Origin of the sequence: Streptomyces mutabilis, from assembly GCF_014649815.1 — a bacterium.
In the GTDB taxonomy this organism is placed as follows: domain Bacteria; phylum Actinomycetota; class Actinomycetes; order Streptomycetales; family Streptomycetaceae; genus Streptomyces; species Streptomyces mutabilis.
Map to the genome: position 1 here is coordinate 42,783 of NZ_BMTT01000026.1, position 22,996 is coordinate 65,778.

Here is a 22,996-nt window from a genome sequence, read left to right on the forward strand (position 1 = left end):
CCCGGACACCTGTGCGCGTGCCACAGGAAGCGGTCGGGCCCCGGGCCGTCCGGACGGTTCGGTAGGGTCGGCGGCGTGCGCAAGACCTTGATCGTGACGAACGACTTCCCGCCCCGCCCGGGCGGCATCCAGGCCTTCCTGCACAACATGGCGCTACGGCTGGACCCCGAACGGCTCGTCGTCTACGCCTCCACCTGGAAGCGGAGCCGTGAGGGCGTCGAGGCCACCGCCGCCTTCGACGCCGCGCAGCCCTTCACCGTCGTACGCGACCGTACGACGATGCTGCTGCCGACGCCGGGCGCGACCCGTACGGCCGTCCGGCTGCTGCGCGAGCACGGGTGCACGTCGGTGTGGTTCGGGGCGGCGGCGCCCCTGGGGCTGATGGCCCCGGCACTGCGCAAGGCGGGCGCCGAGCGGATCGTCGCCACCACCCACGGCCACGAGGCGGGGTGGGCCCAGCTGCCCGCCGCCCGGCAGCTGCTGCGCCGGATCGGGCAGTCCACGGACACGATCACCTACCTCGGCGAGTACACGCGCTCCCGGATCGCGGGCGCGCTCACGCCCGAGGCCGCCGCGCGGATGGTGCAGTTGCCGCCCGGCGTCGACGAGAAGACCTTCCACCCCGGCAGCGGCGGCGACGAGGTCCGGGCCCGGCTGGGCCTGACCGACCGGCCGGTCGTCGTGTGCGTCTCACGGCTGGTCCCCCGCAAGGGACAGGACACCCTGATCCGGGCGATGCCGCGCATCCTCGCCGCCGAGCCGGACGCCGTCCTGCTGATCGTCGGCGGCGGCCCCTACGAGAACGACCTGCGCCGCCTCGCCGAGGAGACCGGCGTCGCCGCCTCGGTGCACTTCACCGGCGCCGTCCCCTGGTCCGAGCTGCCCGCCCACTACGGCGCCGGCGACGTCTTCGCCATGCCGTGCCGCACCCGCCTGAACGGGCTCGACGTGGAGGGCCTCGGCATCGTCTACCTGGAGGCCTCCGCGACCGGCCTCCCCGTCGTCGCCGGCGACTCGGGCGGCGCCCCCGACGCCGTGCTGGACGGCGAGACGGGGTGGGTGGTGCGGGGCGGCGACCCCGACCAGGCCGCCGACCGCGTCGTCACGCTCCTGGGCGACCCGGAGCTGCGCCGCAGGATGGGCGAGCGGGGCCGTGCCTGGGTCGAGGAGAAGTGGCGGTGGGACCTGCTGGCGGAACACCTGAAGGCGCTGCTGTGACAAGGGACGCCGAGGAAGCGCTGGGGTCTGCACGCCGCCGAGGGGCGCGGGGAACTGCGCGGCCGGCCACAACGGACGCGCAGCCGCCGACGAACCGGACCCGGCACCTCGGAAGGCGCCCCTACTTGGCGTAGATCGCCTCGATCTCGTCCGCGTAATCCTTTGCCACAACACTCCGCTTCAGCTTCAGCGAAGGCGTCAAGTGCCCCGACTCCTCGGTGAACTGAGCCGACAGCACCCGGAACTTCCGCACCGACTCCGCCTTGGAGACGGCCGAGTTGCCGTCGTCGATCGCGTCCTGGATCGCCGCGAGCAGATCCGGGTCCTCCCGCAGCGACACCGCGGTCGAGCCGGCCGGCTTTCCGTGGTCCGCGCACCAGCGGCCGAGGAACTCCTCGTCGATGGTGACCAGCGCGCCCACGAACGGCCGCCCGTCGCCGACCACCATGCACTCCGCGACCAGCGCGTGCGCGCGAATGCGGTCCTCGATCACGGCCGGGGCGACGTTCTTGCCGCCCGCGGTGACGATGATCTCCTTCTTGCGGCCGGTGATCCGCAGGTAGCCGTCCTCGTCCAGGGTGCCGATGTCCCCGGTGTGGAACCAGCCGTCGGCCAGCGCCTCGGCGGTCGCGCCCGGGTTGTTCCAGTACTCCTTGAACAGGTGCTCGCCGTGCAGCAGCACCTCCCCGTCGTCCGCGATGCGCACCACGGACCCGGGCAGCGGCTGACCGACCGTGCCGATCTTCTGCCGGTCCCAGGGGTTGAAGGCGGTGGCCGCGCAGGACTCGGTCAGGCCGTAGCCCTCCAGCACCGTGAAGCCGATACCGCGGAAGAAGTGGCCGAGCCGCTCGCCGAGCGGGGCGCCGCCGGAGATGGCGTACTCGCCGCGCCCGCCGAGGACCGTGCGGAGCTTGGAGTAGACGAGCTTGTCGAAGACCTTGTGCTTGATCTTCAGACCGAGGGGCGGACCGGACGGCGTGTCCAGCGCCTTGCTGTACGCGATCGCCGTGTCCGCGGCCTTGTCGAAGATCTTGCCCTTGCCGTCGGCCTGCGCCTTGGCGCGCGCCGAGTTGTAGACCTTCTCGAAGACGCGCGGCACGCCGAGGATCAGCGTCGGCCGGAAGGCGGCCAGTTCGTCGGTGAGGTTCTTGATGTCCGGGACGCAGCCCAGCTTGATCGGCGCGATCATCGGCGCGACCTGCACGAGGCGGCCGAAGACGTGGGCGAGCGGGAGGAAGAGGAGGACCGAGCACTCACCGGTGCGGAAGAGCGGACGCAGCCGCTCCACCACGTTGCCGCACTCGGCGAAGAAGCTGCGGTGGGTGAGCACGCAGCCCTTGGGGCGGCCGGTGGTGCCGGAGGTGTAGACGATGGTCGCCGGGTCGTCGGCCTTCGCGATCGAACCGCGCTCCTCGACGGCCTGGTCCGTCACGTCGTGACCCAGGCGTCGCAGCTCCTCGACGGCACCGGCGTCGATCTGCCAGACGTGCTTGAGGGCGGGCAACTGCTCGCGCACCGACTCGACGGAAGCCGCGTGCCTGGCGGACTCCACGACGCACGCGGTGGCGCCCGAGTCACTGAGGATCCACTGCACCTGCTCGGGCGAGCTGGTCTCGTACACCGGCACGGTGATCGCACCCGCGCTCCAGATCGCGAAGTCCAGCAGCGTCCACTCGTAGCGCGTACGGGACATCAGCCCGACCCGGTCGCCCGGCTGCACGCCGGACGCGATGAGGCCCTTGGCGGCGGACTGCACCTCGGCGAGGAAGTCGCGGGCGGTCACGTCCTGCCAGGCGCCGCCCACCTTGCGGGCGATGACGGCGACGTCCGGGTGCTGCGCGGCGTTTCTGCGGACGATGTCGGTCAGGTTCCCGTCCGCAGGGACCTCGTACAAAGCCGGAAGGCTGAACTCGCGCAAGACTGCTGCTCCTCATAGGGCGCCGGCGCCACGACACTGTGTGATGCGACGGTGCGGTCCAAGGCTCGGGCAAGCGCTCGGGACGACTCATGCGGAATTCACATGTTGAAGCCCAGAGCACGACTGGACTGCCCGGACGTTACCCGCCGGTATGGCCTCTCCGACAGGGGGTCCCCGCGAGATGTTCGCTGCGTCACACGGATGGGGTTTCCTTCGCGCACAGTAGTCGACACACCGACCGACCAGCCAGTAACCGCAGGTCCGACCGCCACTGTTCACGAGTGGCACGCGCTGCTTACGCTTGATCGTCATGGCACCCACACCGCCCGGCAACACGAGGACCCGTGTCCACGTGGTCAGCGACGTCCATGGCAACGCCCGCGATCTGGCCGGGGCCGGCGACGGCGCCGACGCCCTGATCTGCCTCGGCGACCTCGTCCTCTTCCTCGACTACGCCGACCACTCGCGCGGCATCTTCCCCGACCTCTTCGGCGTCGCGAACGCCGACCGCATCGTCGAGCTGCGCACCGCCCGGCGCTTCGCCGAGGCACGCGAGTTCGGGGCGCGGCTGTGGGCGAGCGTCGACGGAAACCGTGCGGCGCTGATCGAGGGGGCGGTGCGCCGGCAGTACGCCGAGATGTTCGCCGCGTTCCCGACGCCGACGTACGCCACCTACGGCAACGTCGACATGCCGGCCCTGTGGCCCGAGTACGCCGGTCCCGGCACCACCGTGCTCGACGGGGAACGGGTGGAGATCGGCGGCCGGGTCTTCGGCTTCGTCGGCGGCGGACTGCGGACGCCGATGCGGACGCCGTACGAGATCGACGACGAGGAGTACGCCGCGAAGATCGAGGCCGTCGGCGAGGTCGACGTGCTGTGCACGCACATCCCGCCGGAGGTGCCGGAGCTGGTCTACGACACGGTGGCGCGGCGCTTCGAGCGGGGCAGCCGGGCGCTGCTGGACGCCATCCGCCGCACCCGGCCCCGGTACGCGCTGTTCGGGCACGTGCACCAGCCGCTGTCGCGGCGGATGCGGATCGGGGCGACCGAGTGCGTGAACGTCGGGCACTTCGCGTCGACGGGGAAGCCGTGGGCGCTGGAGTGGTGAAGCCTGCGGGCCGATCTGCGCAGGCAGGTGGTGACGGCGGCGGTGCCCGTGCGCGATAGCCTTCACGCGGCACACACGTGTGCGCCACCGGCGCACGACGACACTCAGTACCGGCCCGCATCCGACAGGAGCCACGGCGATGGCGGAACACACCAGCTCGAGCATCACCATCGAGGCGGCACCGGCCGACGTCATGTCGGTGATCGCCGACTTCGCCCGCTACCCGGACTGGACCGGCGAGGTGAAGGAGGCCGAGGTGCTCGGCTCCGACGCGCAGGGCCGTGCCGAGCAGGTCCGACTCGTCATGGACGCCGGGGCGATCAAGGACGACCAGACCCTCGCCTACACCTGGACCGGTGAGCACGAGGTCTCCTGGACCCTGGTCAAGTCCCAGATGCTGCGCTCCCTCGACGGCTCCTACCTGCTCAAGCCCGCGGGCACGGGTACGGAGGTCACCTACCGGCTCACGGTCGACGTCAAGATCCCGATGCTCGGCATGATCAAGCGCAAGGCCGAGAAGGTCATCATCGACCGGGCACTGGCGGGCCTGAAGAAGCGCGTGGAGTCGAAGTAACGCGGCTGCGGGAAGTCGCCGTGCCGCCATAGCCGCGGGCAGTCGTGCCTCCCCCAGTGCCTGAAAGCCTGGGACGTGCCCCCAGCAGCGGCACGGGTGGGCGCAGCGGCACCCCGCGACGGCGGGCCGCGCAGTGCCCGTGCGATGCCCGAGACGCCGTCAACCCCGCAGCGCCGCCGGCGCCGGTACCGTTCACCCCCATGCGCACCATCCTGATCACCGGCCCCGGCGGCAGTGGCCGTACCACCGTCGCCGCCGCCACCGCGCTCGCCGCCGCCCGCCAGGGCACCCGCACCCTCCTCCTCGGCGCCGACCGCGACGACACCCTCGGCGCCGCGCTCGGGATGCGCACCGGCCCGGAACCGGTCACCGTCGAACCCGGCCTCACCGCCCGGCGCCCCGACCCCGCCCAGGGCTTCCGGGACGGCCTCGCCGCGCTGCAGGACCGCGCCGCCGCCGCCCTCGACCTGCTCGGCGCCTCCCGCCTGGACCCCGAGGAGCTCACCCCCCTGCCCGGCGCCGACGAACTCGCCCTGCTGCGAGCCCTGCGTGACGCCGCCCTCGCCGAGGCGCACGACCTCCTCGTCGTCGACCTCCCGCCCGCCCCGCGCGCCCTCGCCCTGCTCGCCCTGCCCGAGGAACTGCGCCGCTACCTGCGCCGCCTCCTCCCGCCCGAGCGGCAGACGGCCCGCGCCCTGCGCCCCGTGCTCGGCCGGCTGGCGGGCGTCCCCATGCCCGCCGAGGCGCTGTACGAGGCCGCCGCCCGCTGGGACCTGGAACTCGCCGCAACGGAAGCCGTCGTCGCCGACCGGAACACCGTCGTACGGCTGGTCGCCGAGCCCGGCCCCGCCGGTGCCGACGCCGTGCGCTCCGCCGGCCTCGGCCTCGCCCTGCGTGGCCTGCGCACCGACCTTCTGGTCGCCAACCGCGTCCTGCCCGAGGAGGTCCCGGCCGACAGCTGGCTCGGCGGGCCCCTCGCCCAGCAGCGCAAGGCACTGGAGGAGTGGCAGGGCACGTACGACGTCCGCACCGTCGCCCACCTGGGACGCGACCCGCGGGGCACGGACGACCTCGCCGTGCTGGACGCCCCCTTCGTCAACCCGGACGCCACCCCGGCCGAGTGGCCCGTCGCCGACCGGCTGGCCGAGGACGGCGTCCTGGTCTGGCACATCCCGCTGCCCGGCGCCGTACGGGAGGAACTCGACCTGGTCCGGCGCGGCGACGAACTGGTCGTCACCGCCGGGCCGTTCCGCCGGATCGTCCCGCTGCCGTCCGCGCTGCGCCGCTGCACGGTCGACGGAGCCGCCCTGCGGGAGGGCACCCTCGCCGTCCGGTTCACGCCGGACCCCCGGCTGTGGCCGCGGGGACGCTGATCCCGCCGCGCCCGTTCGGGTAACGTCGTAAGGACGAACCGTAGTCAGGAGTCCGTCATGAGCGAAGAGCTCCCGTCCGAGGCCGACCGCCCCGACGAGGCCGACGCGGTCGACGAGGTGCGGGCCACCGACGCCGACGCCTGGGCGACGGCGTGCGCCGAGGACCTGGAGGCGGAGAAGGCCCGCCGTCGCGCCGAGTACGGCCCGCCCCCCGGCTCGGCGGCCGAGGAGCTGCGCCGGCTCGTCGACACCGTCGCGGACAAGCTGTCCGGCCTCCAGTCCCCGCTGTTCGGCCAGGCCGCCGGGCCGGCCGCCCAGCAGGTGGTCCGGCAGGTCGTCCAGCAGGCCAAGGCCGCCGTCGAACCGGTCATCGAGCGCAACCCGGACGTCTTCGACCACCTCGCGGCCGCCGGCGGTGAACTCCTCGCCGCCTACCGCTCCGCGGTCCAGAACCAGGAGCGCCGCTGGACCGCCCAGGACACCGCCTCCAAGGACCCGAGCGACCCCCGGAACCTCGACGGACGCCGCGACGACGGCCGGGACGACGGCGACGAGGGCACCGGCCCGGGGCAGCGCATCGACCTGGACTGAGTCCTGCCTCGGGTACGGTTGGCCATAGCGGGGCTCGACCGAACTGAGGGATTCATGGGACTCACCATCGGCGTCGACATCGGCGGCACGAAGATCGCGGCCGGCGTGGTCGACGAGGAAGGCAACATCCTCTCGACCCACAAGGTGCCGACCCCCACCACGCCCGAGGCCATCGTGGACGCCATCGCCTCGGCGGTGGAGGGTGCGCGCGTGGGGCACGAGATCGTCGGCGTGGGCATCGGCGCCGCCGGATACGTCAACCGCCAGCGCTCCACGGTCTACTTCGCGCCCAACATCGACTGGCGCCAGGAGCCGCTGAAGGAGAAGGTCGAGGCCCGCGTCGGCCTCCCGGTCGTCGTGGAGAACGACGCCAACGCCGCGGCCTGGGGCGAGTACAAGTTCGGCGGCGGCAAGGGCCACCGCAACGTCATCTGCATCACCCTCGGCACCGGCCTCGGCGGCGGCATCATCATCGGCAACAAGCTGCGCCGCGGCCACTTCGGCGTGGCCGCCGAGTTCGGCCACATCCGCATGGTGCCGGACGGCCTGCTGTGCGGCTGCGGCTCGCAGGGCTGCTGGGAGCAGTACGCGTCGGGCCGGGCGCTGGTGAGGTACGCCAAGCAGCGCGCCAACGCCACCCCGGAGCGCGCCGAGGTGCTGCTCGCGCTCGGCGACGGCACCCCCGACGGCATCGAGGGCAAGCACATCTCCGTCGCCGCCCGCCAGGGCTGCCCGGTCGCCGTGGACTCCTACCGGGAGCTGGCCCGCTGGGCCGGCGCCGGACTCGCCGACCTGGCCTCGCTCTTCGACCCGTCCGCCTTCATCGTCGGCGGCGGCCTCTCCGACGAGGGCGATCTGGTCCTCGACCCGATCCGCAAGTCCTACAAGCGGTGGCTGGTCGGCGGTAACTGGCGCCCGGTCGCCGACGTGATCGCCGCCCAGCTCGGCAACAAGGCCGGTCTGGTCGGCGCCGCCGACCTGGCCCGGGAGCCCGACCCGATCATGTGACGATCACGTCCCGGTACCGGGGACTGCGCCGACCTCAGGGGCGCGGGGCGGAGTCCATCCAGGGCTCCGCCCCGTGGGCGCGACGAGCCACGCACTACCGGCAGCCGCCCACGCTCCCCGCGCCCCGAGCTCTTGGGCGTACATTGATCCACATGGAGCCGCTCCCCAACTCCCGCACCGAACCCGACGGTTCCCCCGTCATCCGGGTCCTCAGCTACAACATCCGCTCGATGTGCGACGACACCGCCGCCCTGGCTCGCGTCATCGCCGCCTGCGACCCCGACCTCGTCCTCCTCCAGGAAGCCCCGCGCTTCTTCCGCTGGCGCAAGAAGCTGGCCCGGCTCGCGGCCGCCTCCGGGCTGGTGATCCTCTCCGGCGGCGCCACCGCCGCCGGCCCCGCGCTGCTGTGCTCCCTGCGAGCCACCGTCGAGCGCACGGAGGACGTGCTGCTCCCGCTCACCCCCGGCCGGCACCGCCGCGGCCTCGCCACCGCCGTCGTACGCGTCGGCGGGGCCCGCCTCGGCGTGCTGAGCTGCCACCTCTCCCTCGAAGCGGAAGAGCGGCACGCGCAGGCCGGCCTGCTCCTCGACCAACTGGCCGGCATGGGCGTGGCCCACGCCGTGGCGGGCGGCGACCTGAACGAGCGCCCGGGCGGACGCACCTTCCGGCGGCTCGGCGACGGACTGCGGGACTGCTGGACGGCGGCGCCCTGGGGCAGCGAGTACACCTTCCCCGCCTCCGGCCCGGACCGGCGCATCGACGCGGTCTTCGTCACGGAGGGCATCGAGGTACTGGGCTGCGGAGTCCCGCTCGGACTCCCCGGCGTCGCCGAGGACGACCTGAGGGCGGCCACGGACCACCTCCCGGTCCTGACCGCCCTCCGCCTGCCCGCGTCCGGCGACTGAGCCGCGTACCCGCGACCCGGTGCCGGACCAACCCTAGACCACCGCGCCCCGGCCCGGGTCGTCGTCGTCCTCGTCACCCGTGCGCATCCGCATGACCAGCGTGGCGAAGCCGCCGAGGAAGCCGCCGACGCTCACCGTCGTCAGCCACCAGGTCATGTCCCAGTCCAGCACCACCGCCAGCAGGAGCAGGACCGGCCCGCCGAGCACACCCAGCCAGGCGAACTTCGCGGTGGTGTCGCCCTCGGGCAGCGGCGGCGGCTCGGGCGGTACGAAGTGGCCCTCGTCCTCCTCGCCGAGATCGTCCTCCGAGGGCTCGGCCAGGCTGTGGTCGCGCGGACCGGCCACCCCGGGGGCGAAGGCGACGGAGCTGCCCAGCGGACGGGCCGAGGCGGGCTGGTCCGGCGTGCTCCGGTCGGCCTCGGGCCGGTCGTCGTTGGTCTCGACCTCCAGCAGCGCCAGGTCGTCCACCGACTTGAACGGCTTCGCGCCCGGCGGGTCCGGCGGCTCGTCGCCGTACCCGGCCACGATCGCGGCCCAGGCGGCGTCCTCGTCCAAGGGCACGGCCGGGTCCCCGGGGCCGCGGTCGGCCGCGTGCTCCCGTCCCTCCCGGTGCTCCGGCGTCCGGTCCCGGTCCCGGTCCTCGCGCTCGCCGCGCTCCTCGCGGTCGGAGTCGTGCTCAGCCACCTGTGGTCGTCCCTTCCTTACCGAGACCGAACTTCGGCTCCCCGACGGAACCGGGCGCGAGTCGGCCGATGAACGCGACGCTCTGAGCGAAGATCCGGTCCGCGTCGTGGTCCAACGTCGCCACGTGGTAGCTCTGTTCCAGCAGGACCTCCGTCACGTCCGTCGACGAGACCCGGCCGAGGATGCGGGCCGAGTCGGCCGGCGGCACCACGTGGTCCTGCGGACTGCGCAGCAACAGCAGCGGCTGGGTCACCTGCGGCAGATCGTGGTCGGCCAGCCGGAAGAACGCGCGCAGCGAGTGCGCCGCGTGCAGCGGCACCCTGTCGTACCCCAGCTCGGTGCTGAGCGGCTTGGCGATGTCGCTGGCGATGCCCTTCGTCGCGGGCACCAGGTGGCGCAGGACCGGGAGGGCGTGCTGGGCCACTCCGTGCATCCGGTTCGCCGGGTTGACGACCATGACGCCCGAGATTGCGTCCCCGTGTTTGGCGGCGAGCCGCAGCGCCAGCGCGCCACCCATGGACAGGCCGGCCACGAAGACGCGCGCGCAGCGCTCCCGCAGGGCGCGCAGCTCGCGGTCCACCTCGGCGTACCAGTCCTGCCAGCCGGTGACCTGCATGTCCTGCCAGCGGGTGCCGTGCCCGGGCAGCAGCGGCAGGGTGACGGTCAGGCCGTGCGCGGCCAGGTGGCGGGCCCAGGGGCGCAGGGACTGCGGGGAACCGGTGAAGCCGTGGCAGAGAAGGACGCCGGCCTCCCCGCCCTCATGGCGGAACGGCTCGGCTCCGGGCAGGACCGGCACGTCTCGGTCTCCTGTCGTCAGCGGGCCGGCACAGCCGGCACGTCGGGCGCGGTACGCGCGGGGGTGTGTACACGCGGGTGCGGTACATGTGGGCGCGGTACTTGTAGGCGCGGTACTTGCGGGTACTTCACCGTACGCGACCGCACTGACACCGGCCAGGGCCGTCGGGGCCATTGACGGTGCCCCGGGTTAAGGTCTGACCACGGACACAGGAGGCACTCGGTTGTTGTACGGCGCGATGAAGGTCACCGTCGGGGGTTCGCTGAAGCTCGCCTTCCGGCCCTGGGTGGAAGGCCTGGAGCACATCCCGGCCGACGGCCCGGCGATCCTGGCGAGCAATCACCTGTCGTTCTCCGACTCGTTCTTCCTGCCCGCCGTCCTCGACCGCAAGGTGACCTTCATCGCCAAGGCCGAGTACTTCAACACGCCCGGCATCAAGGGCCGGCTGACCGCGGCCTTCTTCAAGGGCGTCGGCCAGCTCCCGGTGGACCGCTCCGGCGCGCGCGGCGCGGGCGAGGCCGCCATCAAGAGCGGAATAGAGGTCCTGGAGCGCGGTGAGCTGTTCGGCATCTACCCCGAGGGCACGCGCTCCCCGGACGGCCGCCTCTACCGCGGCAAGCCCGGCGGCCTCGCGCGCGTGGCGCTCGCCACCGGCGCTCCCGTCATCCCGGTCGCCATGATCGACACCGAGAAGATCCAGCCGCCCGGCACGGTGATGCCGAAGCTGATGCGCCCCGGCATTCGCATCGGCGAGCCCCTGGACTTCACCCGCTACCAGGGCATGGAGCACGACCGCTTCGTGCTCCGCGCGGTGACCGACGAGGTCATGTACGAGATCATGAAGCTCTCCGGCCAGGAGTACGTCGACATGTACGCGACCGCCATGAAGCGGCAGCTCGCGGAGGCGGCGAAGGCGGAGAAGGAGGCGGGCAAGGCGGCGAAGGCCGCGCTCGCCCAGGCGGAGAAGGAGCAGGCCGCCAAGGAGAAGGCGGCCGCCGGGCAGGACCGGCCGGCGGACCGGTCCGACGAGCGGTCCGGCGACCGGTAGCGCCCGGGCACCGGGCAGCGGGACGTACGTGCCAGGGGGCGGGGGGACATGGCCAGGCGCGAAAGAGTCATGAGGATGTCGGTCGAGCAGCCGCTGTGGCGCGCGCTCGCCGGCTACCGCGTGCTCACCATGCTGTACGCGATCGGCTTCTTCGCCACCGCCCACTCCGGCTTCGTCCGCCCCTGGCTCGCCGTCGCCTACTACGCCGTCCTCTTCGTCTGGACCCTGGCGACCCTGCCCAAGGTCGCGGGAGCGGCGAGCTGCACCAAGCGGTTCCTCACCGCCGACCTCACCATCGCGCTCACCGGCATCCTGATCACCCCGCTCGCCGACGCGCCCGAGCGGGTCGCGGACGGCGCCCCGACGCTGCCGTCGATATGGACCGCCGGCTCCGTCCTGGCCTTCGCGATCAAGGGCGGCTGGCGCTGGGCGGCCGTCGCCTCCACCCTGGTCGCCGTCGCCAATCTGATCGAACGCGGCTCCCCGGCCCGCGACACCGTCCACAACGTCATCCTGGTCTGGGTCGCCTCCATCGCCATCGGCTACGTCGTCGAGGTCGCCCGCGCCTCGGAGCGCACCCTCGCCCGCGCCCTGGAGATCGAGGCGGCGACCAGGGAGCGGGAGCGGCTCGCCCGGGACATCCACGACAGCGTGCTCCAGGTCCTCGCCATGGTGCAGCGGCGCGGCGCCGTGATCGGCGGTGAGGCGGCCGAACTGGGCCGGCTGGCCGGCGAGCAGGAGGTCGCCCTGCGCACCCTGGTCTCCGGCGGCCTGGTGCCCGTGTCCCGCGTGTCGGAGGATGCCGCCGAGGGCGCGGTCGTCCGCGCGGTGGACGAACCGGGGACCACGGACACCGACGGCCCCGTCGACCTGCGGACCCTGCTCGCCCCGTACGCGGGCTCCCTCGTGAACCTCGCCGAACCCGGGGCGCCGGTCCTGCTGGCACCCGGCGCGGCCCGGGAGCTCGCGGCCGCCGTGGGAGCCGCTCTGGACAACGTACGCAAGCACGTCGGCGCGGACGCCCGGGCGTGGATACTCGTCGAGGACGAGCCCGACGAGGTGATCGTCACCGTCCGCGACGAGGGCCCCGGCATCCCGGAGGGCCGGCTCGCGGAGGCCGAGGGCGAGGGGCGGCTGGGCGTGGCCCTGTCGATCCGGGGCCGGCTGCGCGACCTCGGCGGCACGGCCGAACTGATCTCGGTGCCCGGGCAGGGTACGGAGGTCGAACTGAAAGCACCGAAGAAGACCGGCGGAACCACCGCACGGGGGAAAGCGGACCGATGACCGAACGACAGGAACCGATCAGGGTCATGGTGGTCGACGACCACCCCATGTGGCGCGACGCCGTCGCGCGGGACCTCGCGGAGTCCGGCTTCGACGTGGTCGCCACCGCCGGCGACGGCGACCAGGCCGTGCGGCGCGCCCGGGCCGCCGCGCCCGACGTCCTCGTCCTCGACCTCAACCTGCCCGGCAAGCCCGGCGTGCAGGTCTGCAAGGAGGTCGTCGGCGCCGACCCGAAGCTGCGCGTCCTCGTGCTCTCCGCGAGCGGGGAGCACGCCGACGTGCTGGAGGCGGTGAAGTCCGGCGCGACCGGCTACCTGCTGAAGTCGGCCTCCACCGAGGAACTGCAGGACGCGGTGCGCCGCACGGCCGTCGGCGACCCGGTGTTCACCCCCGGGCTGGCCGGACTGGTCCTCGGCGAGTACCGCCGCCTCGCCTCCGAACCGGCCCCGGCCGCGGAGACCGGCGACCCCGGGGCGCCCCGGCTCACCGACCGCGAGACCGAGGTGCTGCGCCTGGTCGCCAAGGGCCTGAGCTACAAGCAGATCGCCGAACGCCTCGTCATCTCCCACCGCACCGTGCAGAACCACGTCCAGAACACCCTCGGCAAGCTTCAGCTGCACAACCGGGTGGAACTGGTGCGGTACGCGATAGAACGGGGTCTGGACGACGCGTGACCCCGCGCGGGACAGTGGCGGTGGCCTGAACCACCCACGTGGCAAGGGGATCACGCGATGAAGGTCGGAGCACTGACCGGAGGCGGTGACTGCCCCGGGCTCAACGCCGCGGCGGCACACCCAGCGCCTTCGACCGCTGGCTCGCCACCCGCTTCGGGCTGCACGCCATCGGCTGCGTCCGCGACGGCGACTTAGGCGAGATGGTCGCCCTGCGCGGCACGGACATCGTCCGCGTCCCCATCGCCGAGGCCACGGCCCGGCTGAAGACGGTCGATCCGAAGCCGTACGAGGAGGTCGGGGTCTTCCTCGGCTGACCGGCGGCCGTGCGCCCCGCACCGTATATTCGGCCCGGAGTCCGGCTACAGCCCGAGCGCGGCAGAACGGGAGCGGTCATGGAGATCCTGGCCTTCGGCGTACAGGCCGACGAGCGGCCCCTGATCGAGCGGGCCTTCCACGGCCACGACGAGATCCGCTGCCTCGACGTCTTCCTCAACGAGGACACCGCGCCCATCGCGGCCGGCCACGAGATCGTCTCCACGTCCGTCAACGCCGACCTCGGCGCGGCCGTCCTGGAGATCCTCGCGGCCGGCGGCACCCGGATGGTGGCCCAGCGCTCCACCGGCTTCAACAACATCGACCTCGACACGGCCGAGCGGCTCGGCATGACCGTCGCCCGGGTGTCGTACTACTCCCCGTACTCGGTCGCCGAGTTCGCCTGGGCCCTCGCCATGGCCGTCAACCGGCGGATCGTGCGCGCCTCCACCCGGACCCGGGACTTCGACTTCCGCCTGCACGGCCTGATGGGCCGGGACATGCACGGCCGCACCGCCGGCGTCCTCGGCACCGGCAAGATCGGCGAGGCCTTCGCCCGCATCGCCCACGGCTTCGGCATGCGGCTGCTGGGCTGGGACGTCGCCGAGAACCCCGCGTGCATGGACCTGGGCATGCGCTACGTCCCCAAGGACGAGCTGCTCGCCCGCTCCGACCTGGTCTCCCTGCACCTGCCGCTCATGCCCGCGACCCAGCACCTGATCGACGCGCCCGCCCTGAAGGCGATGCGGGACGACGCCATCCTGGTCAACTCCAGCCGCGGCGGCCTGATCGACACCGCCGCCCTGGTCACGGAGTTGCGCGCGGGCCGCTTTTCCGGCGTGGGCCTGGACGTGTACGAGGCGGAGGCGGGCCTGTTCTTCCTCGACAAGTCCCTGGAGGCCATCGCCGACGACACCCTGGCCCGCCTCGTCACCTTCCCGAACGTCCTGGTCACCTCGCACCAGGCGTACTACACCGAGGACGCGGTCGGGCAGATCGTCGACGCCACGGTGAGGAACGTTCTCGACTACCTGGAGGGCCGCCGCTCGGAGAACGTGCTCGTGCCGCGCAGCTGACCGGCCAGCTCCCGTACGATCGCCGCGCCGTTCAGCGTCAGCACGGACTCCGGGTGGAACTGCACCCCGGCGAAGCCCGGCCCGCGCAGGGCGTGCACCTCGCCGCCCGCCGCGCGGCTCACCTCCACCCCGTGCGCGGCCAGCTCCAGGGCCGTCTCGTCGTCACAGCGCGCGGTGAAGCTGTTGTAGAAGCCCACGGTCTCGCGCCGCCCGAACAGGTCGACCTCCGTCTGCGCCCCCTGGTACGGCACCTCCTTGCGGACGATCTCCAGTCCCAGCTCCGCCGCGATCAGCTCGTGCCCGAGACAGACCCCGAGGACGCCGTGCCGCCGCTCCCGGAGGACGTCTGCGGCCAGGGCGCGCAGGAAGCGCATCTTGGGATCGGCCGGGTCGGACGGATCACCGGGACCGGGACCCAGCACCACCGGACCCTCGTGCCCGAGCACCGCCTCGCGCAGCCCCTTCTCGTCGTACCGGCGCACGCTCACCGCGAGCCCCGACGAGCGCAGCACGTGCGCGAGCATCGCCGTGAAGGTGTCCTCCCCGTCCACGACCAGAGCATGGCCCGCGAGTGCGTCCGACGGCTCCTGCATCCGCAGCCAGAACGGCGCCAGCGAGGCCCGGCGCCCGTCCAGCGCCGCCCGCACCCGGGGATCGTCGGCCAGCTTCGGCCGCCCCGGCTCCGGACGCGGCCGGGACGGACGCACGCCCAGGGCCGCCAGCACCCCGGCCGCCTTGGCGTGGGTCTCCGCGACCTCGCCCGCCGGGTCCGAGCCCCGTACCAGCGTCGCGCCGACAGGCACCCGGAGCCGTCCTCCCGCGTCGATGTCGGCGGTACGGATGAGGATGGGGGAGTCGAGGGTCCGGGCACCGCCGGAGTCCCCGCCGAGCAGCGCGAGCGCCCCCGCGTAGTACCCCCGCCCCCCGGCCTCGTGCCGCTCGATGACCCGGCAGGCGTTCTGCACCGGCGAGCCGGTGACCGTCGCGGCGAACATGGTCTCCTTCAGCACCTCCCGCACGTCCAGCGAGGACCTTCCGCGCAGCTCGTACTCGGTGTGCGCGAGGTGCGCCATCTCCTTCAGCCGGGGCCCGACGACGACACCGCCCATGTCGCCGACGGTGCACATCATCTTGAGCTCCTCGTCGACCACCATCGACAGCTCCTCGATCTCCTTGCCGTCGGCGAGGAAGCCCAGCAGGTGCTCGGGGGCCGGCCCCTCCGCGGGATAGCGGTACGTCCCGCTGATCGGGTTCATCACCACCGTGCCGCCGGACATCCGCACGTGCACCTCGGGGCTCGCCCCGACCAGCGTGCGGTCCCCGGTGTGCACGACGAACGTCCAGTACGCGCCACGCTCGCCCTCCAGCAGCCGCCGGAACAGAGCCAACGCGTCGACCCGCCCGAACCCGGGGATCACGCCCTCGTACGTCCGCCGGATCACGAAGTTGGCGCCCTCACCGGCGCCGATCTCCTCGTTCAGCACCCGCCCGACGATCTCCGCGTACTCCTCGTCGTCCACGTCGAAGCCGCCGCCCTCGACGTGGACGTCGTGCGCGGGGAGGGCGGCGAGGGCGTCGGCGAGCGGGACGTCGTACCGCTCCTCGGGGGTCAGCATCAGCAGCGGCGTGCCGTCGTCACGGACGTCGAAGCCGCGCTCGCGGATCTGCCGGAAGGGGACGAGCGCCAGACCCTCGCCGGGCAGGTCGGCGAGCCTGTCGTACTCGGTCACCTGGCCGAGCAGCAGTTCCACGGTGTCGTGATCGTGGCCCGGGGTGCGGCGGCGGAGCAGGGCGAACGGGCGGGAGTCGGCCAGGAGGCCGTCGAGCGGTGTCATGGGTGATCCGTGTCCTTCTCGGTTCGTCGGAGAGGAACGGTCCCGGTCGTACAAACACCGAAGGCCGCCCCTCGGGCGGCCTTCGCGAAGTCGTGCGTCACGCGCAGTCAGTGGGCCGCCGGATGAGCGGTCCACCACCAGTTCTGGGTCGAGTGCGCGAACATACGGCGCAGCGTACCCCACCGTGTGGTGTCCACGGAGCATTCCGTGCGTCTCATTCCCTGGGCACGGGGCGGGAGCCCCGGTCCGACCCCGTAATGTTGGGGCCGTGACCGTGAACGCTAAGACCAGCCCGAGCGCTGGCAACACCTGGCGAGACCTGCCCGCGGCGCAGCAGCCCGAGTACCCCGACCCCGAGGCTCTGCGCGCAGTGATCGCGGACCTCGAGTCGTATCCGCCGCTCGTCTTCGCGGGCGAGTGCGACCAGCTGCGCGCCCGGATGGCGGCCGTCGCCAAGGGAGAGGCGTTCCTCCTCCAGGGCGGCGACTGCGCCGAGGCCTTCGACGCGGTGTCCGCGGACCACATCCGCAACAAGCTCAAGACGCTGCTCCAGATGGGCGCCGTGCTGACGTACGCCGCCTCCGTGCCCGTGGTGAAGGTGGGCCGCATCGCCGGCCAGTACTCCAAGCCGCGCTCCAAGCCGACCGAGACCCGCGACGGCGTCACGCTGCCGACGTACCGGGGCGACTCGGTCAACGGCTTCGACTTCACCGAAGAGGCCCGTATCCCGGACCCCGAGCGGCTGAAGCGCATGTACCACGCTTCGGCCTCCACGCTGAACCTGGTGCGCGCCTTCACCACCGGCGGTTACGCCGACCTGCGCCAGGTGCACGCCTGGAACCAGGACTTCGTGAAGTCGTCCCCGTCCGGCCAGCGCTACGAGCAGCTGGCCCGCGAGATCGACAACGCGCTGCACTTCATGCGGGCCTGCGGCACCGACCCGGAGGAGTTCAAGACCGTCGAGTTCTTCTCCTCGCACGAGGCGCTGCTGCTCGACTACGAGTCGGCGCTCACCCGCGTGGACTCGCGCACGGGGCAGCTGTACGACGTCTCGGCGCACATGGTGTGGATCGGTGAGCGCACCCGCCAGCTGGACCACGCGCACATCGAGTTCGCCTCGCGCATCCGCAACCCGATCGGCATCAAGCTCGGCCCGACGACCACGGCAGAGGAGGCGCTGCAGTACATCGAGCGTCTCGACCCCGAGCGCGAGCCCGGCCGGCTGACCTTCATCGTCCGCATGGGCGCGGACAAGATCCGCGACAAGCTCCCGGAACTGGTGGAGAAGGTCACCGCATCGGGCGCCACCGTCGCCTGGATCACCGACCCGATGCACGGCAACACCTACGAGGCCGCCTCCGGCCACAAGACGCGCCGCTTCGACGACGTGCTCGACGAGGTCAAGGGCTTCTTCGAGGTCCACAAGGCGCTCGGCACCCACCCGGGCGGCATCCACGTGGAGCTGACCGGCGACGACGTCACCGAGTGCGTGGGCGGCGGCGACGAGATTTTCGTCGACGACCTGCACCAGCGCTACGAGACGGCCTGCGACCCGCGGCTCAATCGCAGCCAGTCGCTCGACCTGGCGTTCCTGGTGGCGGAGATGTACCGGGACCAGTGACGGTCGGCCCCGCCGGGGGCCGGTCGATGGGGCGCGGGTCACACACGATCCGCGCCCCCTCCACTTTTGCCGGCCTTGGGTGATGGGTAAGGTTAGGTTTGCCTCACCGACCAGTCGAGCCCTTCGGTCGTCGTCGGTACGGCACGACCCTGTACCCCGCTCGGGAGGTGAACCGCGTGTTCGTCTGCAGCTGCTTCGGTGTCACCGAGGAACAGGTGAAGAGCCACGCGGAGGCCGGCGCCTGCACGCCCCGGCAGATCGCCTCCGTCTTGCAAGGCCGGCACCGACTGCGGCGGCTGCGTGCGCCGCATCCAGGCGCTGCTGGGCCGGGGTGCCTGCCCCCGTCGGCAGCTGGCCGACCAGGGCGAGCCGGTCCTCGCGGAGCTGCCCGAAGCAGCCTAGGGGCGGGTCTCAGAGCGAGCCGGGGCCGGACGCGTCCGGCTGGGACTGCTCGATGACCGTCGAAAGGTACAGCGACTCGCCGAGCTTCTCGATCAGCTCCAGCTGCGTGTCCAGGTAGTCGATGTGGTGCTCCTCATCGGCGAGGATCGCCTCGAAGACGTTGGCCGACGTGATGTCGTTCTTGGCCCGCATCACCTCGACGCCCCGGCGCAGCCGGTCGATCGCCTCGACCTCGATCTCCCGGTCGGCCTGGAACATCTCGGTCACGCTCTGGCCGACCCGTACGTGGAACAGCCGCTGGTAGTTCGGCAGACCGTCCAAGAGCAGGATGCGGTCGGTGAGCACCTCGGCGTGGCGCATCTCGTCGAAGGATTCGGCGCGCGTGTACTTCGCGAGCTTGGTCCATCCCTTGTGGTCCTGCAGCTTCGCGTGCAGGAAGTACTGATTGATCGCCGTGAGCTCGGCGGTCAGCTGCTCATTCAGGAACTCGATGACCTCGGGGTCGCCCTGCATCGTTGACGCTCCTTCGAACGGGAACCGGCGTGTTGCGCCGCATGATTGCACCGGCTTCCAAGATCGTCCAGTAAGTGCAGACTTACTAAGTAAGTACAGGCTTAGTCCTTTTTGTTCCTGTTGCCCGAATGTGAGTGGGGCAGGTCCGGTGCATCGGTCCGGGTCTGTCAGGATGGAGGCATGGGTCAGCCGGTGGAACACGGATCGGGAGAAGGCGGTTCGGAAGGGGCGTCACGGTTCGAGCTCCCACCGGGACAGCGACTGCAGCGCGGCTGGCCCGTCACGCACTACGGGCCGGTCCCCAAGTTCCGCCCCGAGCGTTGGGAGTTCCGGGTCTTCGGCGCCACCGCCGACGGTGAGAAGCACGGCTGGTCCCACGACGAGTTCACCGCCCTGCCGTACACCACGGTCGTCGCCGACCTGCACTGCGTCACGAAGTTCAGCATGCTCGGCTCCGAGTGGGGCGGCGTCCCGGCCACCACGATCCTGGGCCTGGCCCCGCCCGCGCCGGCCGTCACCCATGTGATGGTGTGGGCCGAGTACGGATTCAGCTCCAATCTCCGGCTGTCCGACTTCGCCGCCGAGCGCACCCTCTTCGCCACCCACAAGGACGGCGAGCTGCTCACCGCCGAGCACGGCTTCCCGCTGAGGCTGGTCGTGCCGCACCTGTACGCCTGGAAGGGCCCGAAGTGGGTGCGCGGCATCGAGTACATGACCTCCGACCGCCGGGGCTTCTGGGAGGAGCGCGGCTACCACAACATCGGCGACCCCTGGCGGGAGCAGCGCTACTCCTACCAGGAGGAGCCCGGGGACGGCCCCGAGCTCTGACCGGCCGTACGGCCCCCGCGGGTCAGCCGTCGCGCAGCCTGGATGAGCCCGCTGCGCTCAGCCGTCCCGCAGCCTCTTCAGCCGCTCCACGTCCGCCGCGTGCCCCTCCTTGCCGCCGGGGGTCTCGATGACCAGCGGAACGCCCTCGGTCGCCGGGTGGGTCATCAGCGCGCGGAACGGGTCCTCCCCGATGTGTCCGGCGCCGATGTTCTCGTGCCGGTCCTTGTGAGCGCCCGCCACGTCCTTGGAGTCGTTGGCGTGGATCAGCTTCAGTCGGCCCTCGCCGACCGTGTCCACCAGCAGGTCAAGGGTCTGGTGCATGCCCGACGGGCCGGTCAGGTCGTGGCCCGCCGCGAAGATGTGGCACGTGTCCAGGCACACCCCGAGCTTCGGGTGGGCGTCCAGCGCCTCGAAGTACGGCCCGAAATCCCAGGTCCGCGAGCACAGGGAGGCGCCCTGTCCGGCGGTCGACTCCAGGAGCAGGTACGGGTCGTCGTCGTGGGTGAGCTCGTCGAGCAGCGGAAGCATGTGCTCCCGCACCTGCTTCAGGGCCACCGACCTGTCCCGGCCCCCGGTCGCGCTGCCGGTGTGCACGACCACGCCCAGCGCCCCGATCGCCCGCCCGCGCCGTAGCGAGTGCCGCAGCGACTGAACCGACCGCTCCACCGTCGCCTCGGTGTGCGAACCGAAGTTGATCAGGTACGGGGCGTGTACGTACGCCGGGAGGGACCCGGCCGCGCAGGCCTCACGGAACGCCTCGTCCTGGTTCGGGTTGCCCGCCGGCGTCGCCCAGCCGCGCGGGTTGGCGACGAAGACCTGCACGGCCTCCGCCCGCAGGTCACGGGCGTAGGACAGGCCCACGGAGTGCAGGCCGCCGGCCACGGGGACATGACCCCCGACGGGGTTGCGGGACAGGCCGGGGGCGGGGCAGGAGGCGGACCGTTGACTGTTCACCCATTCAGGGTGTCATGCGCTCCCACGCGTCCGGGCCGTGAGAGCGGTCACCTGATGGTGATCTTGATGGTGGAGCCCTTGGGCGCCTTGTCCCCGCCCTCCACGGATTGCTCCTTCACGGTGTCGCCGAACAGCCCGAGCAGACCGCGGTCCTCCTCCACGTCGAAGCCCGCGTCCTTCAGCGTCCGCTCGGCGTCGTCCACGCTGTCGCCGACCACGTCCGGGACCTCGATCATCTCGGGGCCCTTGGAGACCGTGAGGGTCACCGTGTCGCCCTCGGCGGCCCGGCTGCCCGAGCCCGGCGTCTGGCGGGCGACCTGGCCCTTGTCGTGCTCGGAGTTGACCTGCTTATCGGCGACCTTCACCTTCAGCCCGGCCTCGGTCAGCTCGGCCCTCGCGTCGGCCAGGTCGTCGCCGGTGACGTCCGGGACGTCGATCGGGCTGCCCTTGCTGACGACCAGGGCGACCGCGGAGCCCGCGCGCACCGTGGTGCCCGTCTTCGGCTTCGTGGAGATCACGAAACCCTTGGGCACCTCCTCGCTGAACGCCCGGGTCACCATGCCCGGCTCCAGCCCCTCGTCCTTCAGCACGGTCCGCGCCCGGTCCAGCCTGTAGCCCTCGACGTCCGGTAGCTTCACGGTGTCGGGGCCGTCGGAGACCGTGAACGACACGGAGTCGTTCTTGCGGATGCGGGTGCCCACCGAGGGGTCGGTGCTGATGACCTTGCCACGCTCCACGGTGTCGCTGTAGGCGTGCTCGACCCTGCCCACGTCCAGGCCCGCCTCCTCCAGCCGGTCCCGGGCCTGCGCCTCGGTCTCGGACAGCAGCGCGGGCACCTTGGTGAACTGGCCGGAATTGATGTACCAGACGCCCGTGCCGACGCCGAGCACCAGCAGGACCGCCAGGACGATCGTCAGCGGGCCGCGCCGCAGCTGAGGCCGCCCCCGCCGGGGAGGGGGCGGCGGGGGAGCGCCCAGCCGACTGGTGCGGTTCACCCCGTCCGCGGGGCACCCGCCGTCCGCGCCGTAGCCCTCGTCCTCGTTGACCGGCAGCGGCCGGGGCATCGTGAGCGCGCGGGGGATCACGCTCGTGCGGTCCTCCGCGTTGTCGTGCTCCCCGGGGAGCGCCTGCGGCGGCACCGCGTCCAACTGCTCCTCGGTGAGCGCGGCACGGGCCTCACGGGTCCGCGCGAGCAGCGCCACGGCGTCGTGCGGCCGGATCTCGGGGTTGCGCGCGGTCGCCGAGGCGACCAGCTCGTCCAGCTCGTACGCCATCCCGGGCACGGCGGCCGACGGGGGCGGCACGTCCTCGTGCAGGTGCTTGTAGAGGACCTGGGCCGGGGAGTCGCCTTCGTGCGGCTTGCCGCCCGACAGCATCTCGTACAGCACGACGCCGCACGCGTACACGTCGACCCGGGGATCGGCGGCACCCTGCTCGATCTGCTCGGGCGCCAGGTAGGAGACGGTGCCGAGGACGGCACCGGTGGTGTTCGTGACCGTGTCCACGGCCCGGACCAGTCCGAAGTCGGCGACCTTGACCCGGCCGTCGTCCCCTATCAGCACGTTCTCCGGCTTCATGTCCCGGTGCACGAACCCGGCCCGGTGCGCGGCGCCCAGCGCGGCCAGCACGGGCTCCAGAATGTCCAGCGCGGCCCGGGGCCGCAGCGCCCCGCGCTCGCGCAGCACGTCACGCAGGGTGCAGCCGGCGATGTACTCCATCGCCAGATAGACGTACGCACCCTCGGCACCCTGGTCGTACACCTGTACGACGTTGGGGTGGTCGAGCCGCGCCACCGACTTCGCCTCACGGATGAACCGCTCCACGAAGGTGGCGTCGGCCGCGAGCGTCGGATGCATCACCTTCAGCGCGAGCACGCGGTCCAGGCGGGTGTCCACGGCCCGGTAGACCGTGGCCATCCCGCCGACCGCGATCCGCGCCTCGACGCGGTACCGGCCGTCGAGCACCTGCCCGACGAGAGGGTCCTGAAGGGTCGTGTCCACGCAGCGAGTCTACGAGCCACCACGGACACCCGGCGCCGCCGTCGGCAACCGGACCCCGTACTGCGGCGCACCCGTGACGTACTCCACCGCAGCTGCGGGCAGTCGTGCCGCCGGGCGGTGGGGGTTCCCGCACGAGCGAAAGCCGGGAGTGGGGGAGGGCGGCGCAGCGGCACCCCGCGCTGTCCACCCCCGGCCCCGCACATACCGGCGCCTAGGACTTGTCCGGTCGATCAAGTTCGCAGCCAGATGACCAGGGCTGCTGCCATGGCGGTGC

Annotated in this window: 21 protein-coding genes and 2 pseudogenes; 15 read left to right on the forward strand and 8 right to left on the reverse strand. The window is 72.2% G+C overall.

Annotated elements, in window-relative coordinates:
* The first annotated feature begins 75 nt into the window (after positions 1-75).
* Positions 76-1,218 carry a glycosyltransferase family 4 protein gene (locus IE142_RS31480; RefSeq protein WP_191888885.1) on the forward strand — a complete coding sequence of 381 codons (1,143 nt, stop codon included), beginning with the start codon at positions 76-78 and terminating at the stop codon, positions 1,216-1,218.
* 121 nt (positions 1,219-1,339) lie between these two features.
* Here the strand turns inward: IE142_RS31480 and IE142_RS31485 are convergent, their stop codons facing one another.
* Complete coding sequence (locus IE142_RS31485) at positions 1,340-3,136, reverse strand: AMP-dependent synthetase/ligase (RefSeq protein ID WP_191888886.1); 1,797 nt, start codon at positions 3,134-3,136, stop codon at positions 1,340-1,342.
* A gap of 352 nt (positions 3,137-3,488) precedes the next feature.
* On the opposite strand from IE142_RS31485, the gene IE142_RS31490 reads away from it, so the two are divergent.
* From IE142_RS31490 to IE142_RS31515, 6 genes are all read left to right on the forward strand, one after another.
* Positions 3,489-4,244, forward strand: coding sequence for a metallophosphoesterase family protein (locus tag IE142_RS31490; RefSeq protein WP_191888904.1), 756 nt, complete (start codon positions 3,489-3,491; stop codon positions 4,242-4,244).
* 139 nt (positions 4,245-4,383) lie between these two features.
* Positions 4,384-4,818 carry an SRPBCC family protein gene (locus IE142_RS31495; protein ID WP_191888887.1) on the forward strand — a complete coding sequence of 145 codons (435 nt, stop codon included), beginning with the start codon at positions 4,384-4,386 and terminating at the stop codon, positions 4,816-4,818.
* 200 nt (positions 4,819-5,018) lie between these two features.
* Complete coding sequence (locus IE142_RS31500; RefSeq protein ID WP_191888888.1) at positions 5,019-6,191, forward strand: ArsA family ATPase; 1,173 nt, start codon at positions 5,019-5,021, stop codon at positions 6,189-6,191.
* A 57-nt stretch (positions 6,192-6,248) separates the two neighbouring features.
* Positions 6,249-6,782 carry a DUF5304 domain-containing protein gene (locus IE142_RS31505; RefSeq protein ID WP_191888889.1) on the forward strand — a complete coding sequence of 178 codons (534 nt, stop codon included), beginning with the start codon at positions 6,249-6,251 and terminating at the stop codon, positions 6,780-6,782.
* Positions 6,783-6,836: 54 nt separating this feature from the next.
* Positions 6,837-7,790 carry an ROK family glucokinase gene (locus tag IE142_RS31510; RefSeq protein WP_007448618.1) on the forward strand — a complete coding sequence of 318 codons (954 nt, stop codon included), beginning with the start codon at positions 6,837-6,839 and terminating at the stop codon, positions 7,788-7,790.
* 152 nt (positions 7,791-7,942) lie between these two features.
* The gene (locus IE142_RS31515) at positions 7,943-8,695 is read left to right on the forward strand and encodes an endonuclease/exonuclease/phosphatase family protein (RefSeq protein WP_191888890.1); all 753 of its coding nucleotides are present in this window, start codon (positions 7,943-7,945) and stop codon (positions 8,693-8,695) included.
* Positions 8,696-8,728: 33 nt separating this feature from the next.
* On the opposite strand, the gene IE142_RS31520 is transcribed toward IE142_RS31515, so the two are convergent.
* Together IE142_RS31520 and IE142_RS31525 are read right to left on the reverse strand one after the other, a co-directional pair.
* Positions 8,729-9,379 carry a hypothetical protein gene (locus tag IE142_RS31520; protein WP_191888891.1) on the reverse strand — a complete coding sequence of 217 codons (651 nt, stop codon included), beginning with the start codon at positions 9,377-9,379 and terminating at the stop codon, positions 8,729-8,731.
* Positions 9,372-10,175, reverse strand: a complete 804-nt coding sequence (locus tag IE142_RS31525) for an alpha/beta hydrolase (RefSeq protein WP_191888892.1) — start codon at positions 10,173-10,175, stop codon at positions 9,372-9,374. Before IE142_RS31525 ends, IE142_RS31520 begins: the two co-directional genes overlap by 8 nt.
* 238 nt (positions 10,176-10,413) lie before the next feature.
* On the opposite strand from IE142_RS31525, the gene IE142_RS31530 reads away from it, so the two are divergent.
* The 5 genes and pseudogenes from IE142_RS31530 (at position 10,414) to IE142_RS31550 (ending at position 14,569) form a co-directional block, all read left to right on the forward strand.
* The gene (locus IE142_RS31530) at positions 10,414-11,223 is read left to right on the forward strand and encodes a lysophospholipid acyltransferase family protein (RefSeq protein WP_191888905.1); all 810 of its coding nucleotides are present in this window, start codon (positions 10,414-10,416) and stop codon (positions 11,221-11,223) included.
* 48 nt (positions 11,224-11,271) lie between these two features.
* Entirely contained in the window at positions 11,272-12,507 is a 1,236-nt protein-coding gene (gene macS / locus IE142_RS31535) for a MacS family sensor histidine kinase (RefSeq protein ID WP_191888893.1), read from the forward strand.
* Entirely contained in the window at positions 12,504-13,181 is a 678-nt protein-coding gene (locus IE142_RS31540; protein ID WP_043373882.1) for a response regulator, read from the forward strand. The genes macS and IE142_RS31540 overlap by 4 nt, the downstream gene beginning before the upstream one ends.
* Before the next feature lie 104 nt (positions 13,182-13,285).
* Positions 13,286-13,495 (forward strand): annotated as a pseudogene (locus tag IE142_RS31545) (6-phosphofructokinase); the annotation flags it as partial.
* A 78-nt stretch (positions 13,496-13,573) separates the two neighbouring features.
* Complete coding sequence (locus IE142_RS31550; RefSeq protein WP_191888894.1) at positions 13,574-14,569, forward strand: 2-hydroxyacid dehydrogenase; 996 nt, start codon at positions 13,574-13,576, stop codon at positions 14,567-14,569.
* On the opposite strand, the gene IE142_RS31555 is transcribed toward IE142_RS31550, so the two are convergent.
* The gene (locus tag IE142_RS31555; RefSeq protein WP_191888895.1) at positions 14,521-16,404 is read right to left on the reverse strand and encodes an anthranilate synthase family protein; all 1,884 of its coding nucleotides are present in this window, start codon (positions 16,402-16,404) and stop codon (positions 14,521-14,523) included. The genes IE142_RS31550 and IE142_RS31555 overlap by 49 nt on opposite strands.
* 107 nt (positions 16,405-16,511) lie before the next feature.
* Positions 16,512-16,622 carry a trp operon leader peptide gene (locus tag IE142_RS37705; protein WP_078948978.1) on the reverse strand — a complete coding sequence of 37 codons (111 nt, stop codon included), beginning with the start codon at positions 16,620-16,622 and terminating at the stop codon, positions 16,512-16,514.
* Positions 16,623-16,672: 50 nt separating this feature from the next.
* Here IE142_RS37705 and IE142_RS31565 point away from each other — a divergent pair, with 50 nt between their 5' ends.
* Both IE142_RS31565 and IE142_RS31570 read left to right on the forward strand, forming a co-directional pair.
* A complete protein-coding gene (locus IE142_RS31565; RefSeq protein ID WP_043373888.1) occupies positions 16,673-18,025 on the forward strand; it encodes a class II 3-deoxy-7-phosphoheptulonate synthase in 1,353 nt (450 codons plus the stop codon).
* 167 nt (positions 18,026-18,192) lie between these two features.
* Positions 18,193-18,427 (forward strand): annotated as a pseudogene (locus tag IE142_RS31570) ((2Fe-2S)-binding protein).
* 9 nt (positions 18,428-18,436) lie between these two features.
* Here IE142_RS31570 and bfr read toward each other — a convergent pair.
* Positions 18,437-18,940 (reverse strand): bacterioferritin, encoded by a 504-nt coding sequence (gene bfr, locus IE142_RS31575; protein WP_019327969.1) that lies wholly within the window; start codon positions 18,938-18,940, stop codon positions 18,437-18,439.
* Between the two features lie 180 nt (positions 18,941-19,120).
* Between bfr and IE142_RS31580 the strand changes: the two genes are divergently transcribed.
* Positions 19,121-19,768 carry a sulfite oxidase-like oxidoreductase gene (locus tag IE142_RS31580; protein ID WP_191888896.1) on the forward strand — a complete coding sequence of 216 codons (648 nt, stop codon included), beginning with the start codon at positions 19,121-19,123 and terminating at the stop codon, positions 19,766-19,768.
* Positions 19,769-19,825: 57 nt separating this feature from the next.
* On the opposite strand, the gene IE142_RS31585 is transcribed toward IE142_RS31580, so the two are convergent.
* Both IE142_RS31585 and pknB read right to left on the reverse strand, forming a co-directional pair.
* Complete coding sequence (locus IE142_RS31585) at positions 19,826-20,722, reverse strand: deoxyribonuclease IV (RefSeq protein ID WP_229831037.1); 897 nt, start codon at positions 20,720-20,722, stop codon at positions 19,826-19,828.
* Positions 20,723-20,769: 47 nt separating this feature from the next.
* Positions 20,770-22,722 carry a Stk1 family PASTA domain-containing Ser/Thr kinase gene (gene pknB / locus IE142_RS31590; RefSeq protein WP_191888897.1) on the reverse strand — a complete coding sequence of 651 codons (1,953 nt, stop codon included), beginning with the start codon at positions 22,720-22,722 and terminating at the stop codon, positions 20,770-20,772.
* Positions 22,723-22,996: the final 274 nt, after the last annotated feature.

Coding starts and splice junctions, on each gene's coding strand:
- IE142_RS31515 (WP_191888890.1), top strand. CDS start 7,943: ATGGAGCCGCTCCCCAACTCCCGCACCGAACCCGACGGTTCCCCCGTC.
- IE142_RS31510 (WP_007448618.1), top strand. CDS start 6,837: ATGGGACTCACCATCGGCGTCGACATCGGCGGCACGAAGATCGCGGCC.
- macS (WP_191888893.1), top strand. CDS start 11,272: ATGGCCAGGCGCGAAAGAGTCATGAGGATGTCGGTCGAGCAGCCGCTG.
- IE142_RS31550 (WP_191888894.1), top strand. CDS start 13,574: ATGGAGATCCTGGCCTTCGGCGTACAGGCCGACGAGCGGCCCCTGATC.
- IE142_RS37705 (WP_078948978.1), bottom strand. CDS start 16,622: ATGAGACGCACGGAATGCTCCGTGGACACCACACGGTGGGGTACGCTG.
- IE142_RS31505 (WP_191888889.1), top strand. CDS start 6,249: ATGAGCGAAGAGCTCCCGTCCGAGGCCGACCGCCCCGACGAGGCCGAC.
- IE142_RS31500 (WP_191888888.1), top strand. CDS start 5,019: ATGCGCACCATCCTGATCACCGGCCCCGGCGGCAGTGGCCGTACCACC.
- bfr (WP_019327969.1), bottom strand. CDS start 18,940: ATGCAGGGCGACCCCGAGGTCATCGAGTTCCTGAATGAGCAGCTGACC.
- IE142_RS31580 (WP_191888896.1), top strand. CDS start 19,121: ATGGGTCAGCCGGTGGAACACGGATCGGGAGAAGGCGGTTCGGAAGGG.
- IE142_RS31530 (WP_191888905.1), top strand. CDS start 10,414: ATGAAGGTCACCGTCGGGGGTTCGCTGAAGCTCGCCTTCCGGCCCTGG.
- IE142_RS31495 (WP_191888887.1), top strand. CDS start 4,384: ATGGCGGAACACACCAGCTCGAGCATCACCATCGAGGCGGCACCGGCC.
- IE142_RS31555 (WP_191888895.1), bottom strand. CDS start 16,404: ATGACACCGCTCGACGGCCTCCTGGCCGACTCCCGCCCGTTCGCCCTG.
- IE142_RS31540 (WP_043373882.1), top strand. CDS start 12,504: ATGACCGAACGACAGGAACCGATCAGGGTCATGGTGGTCGACGACCAC.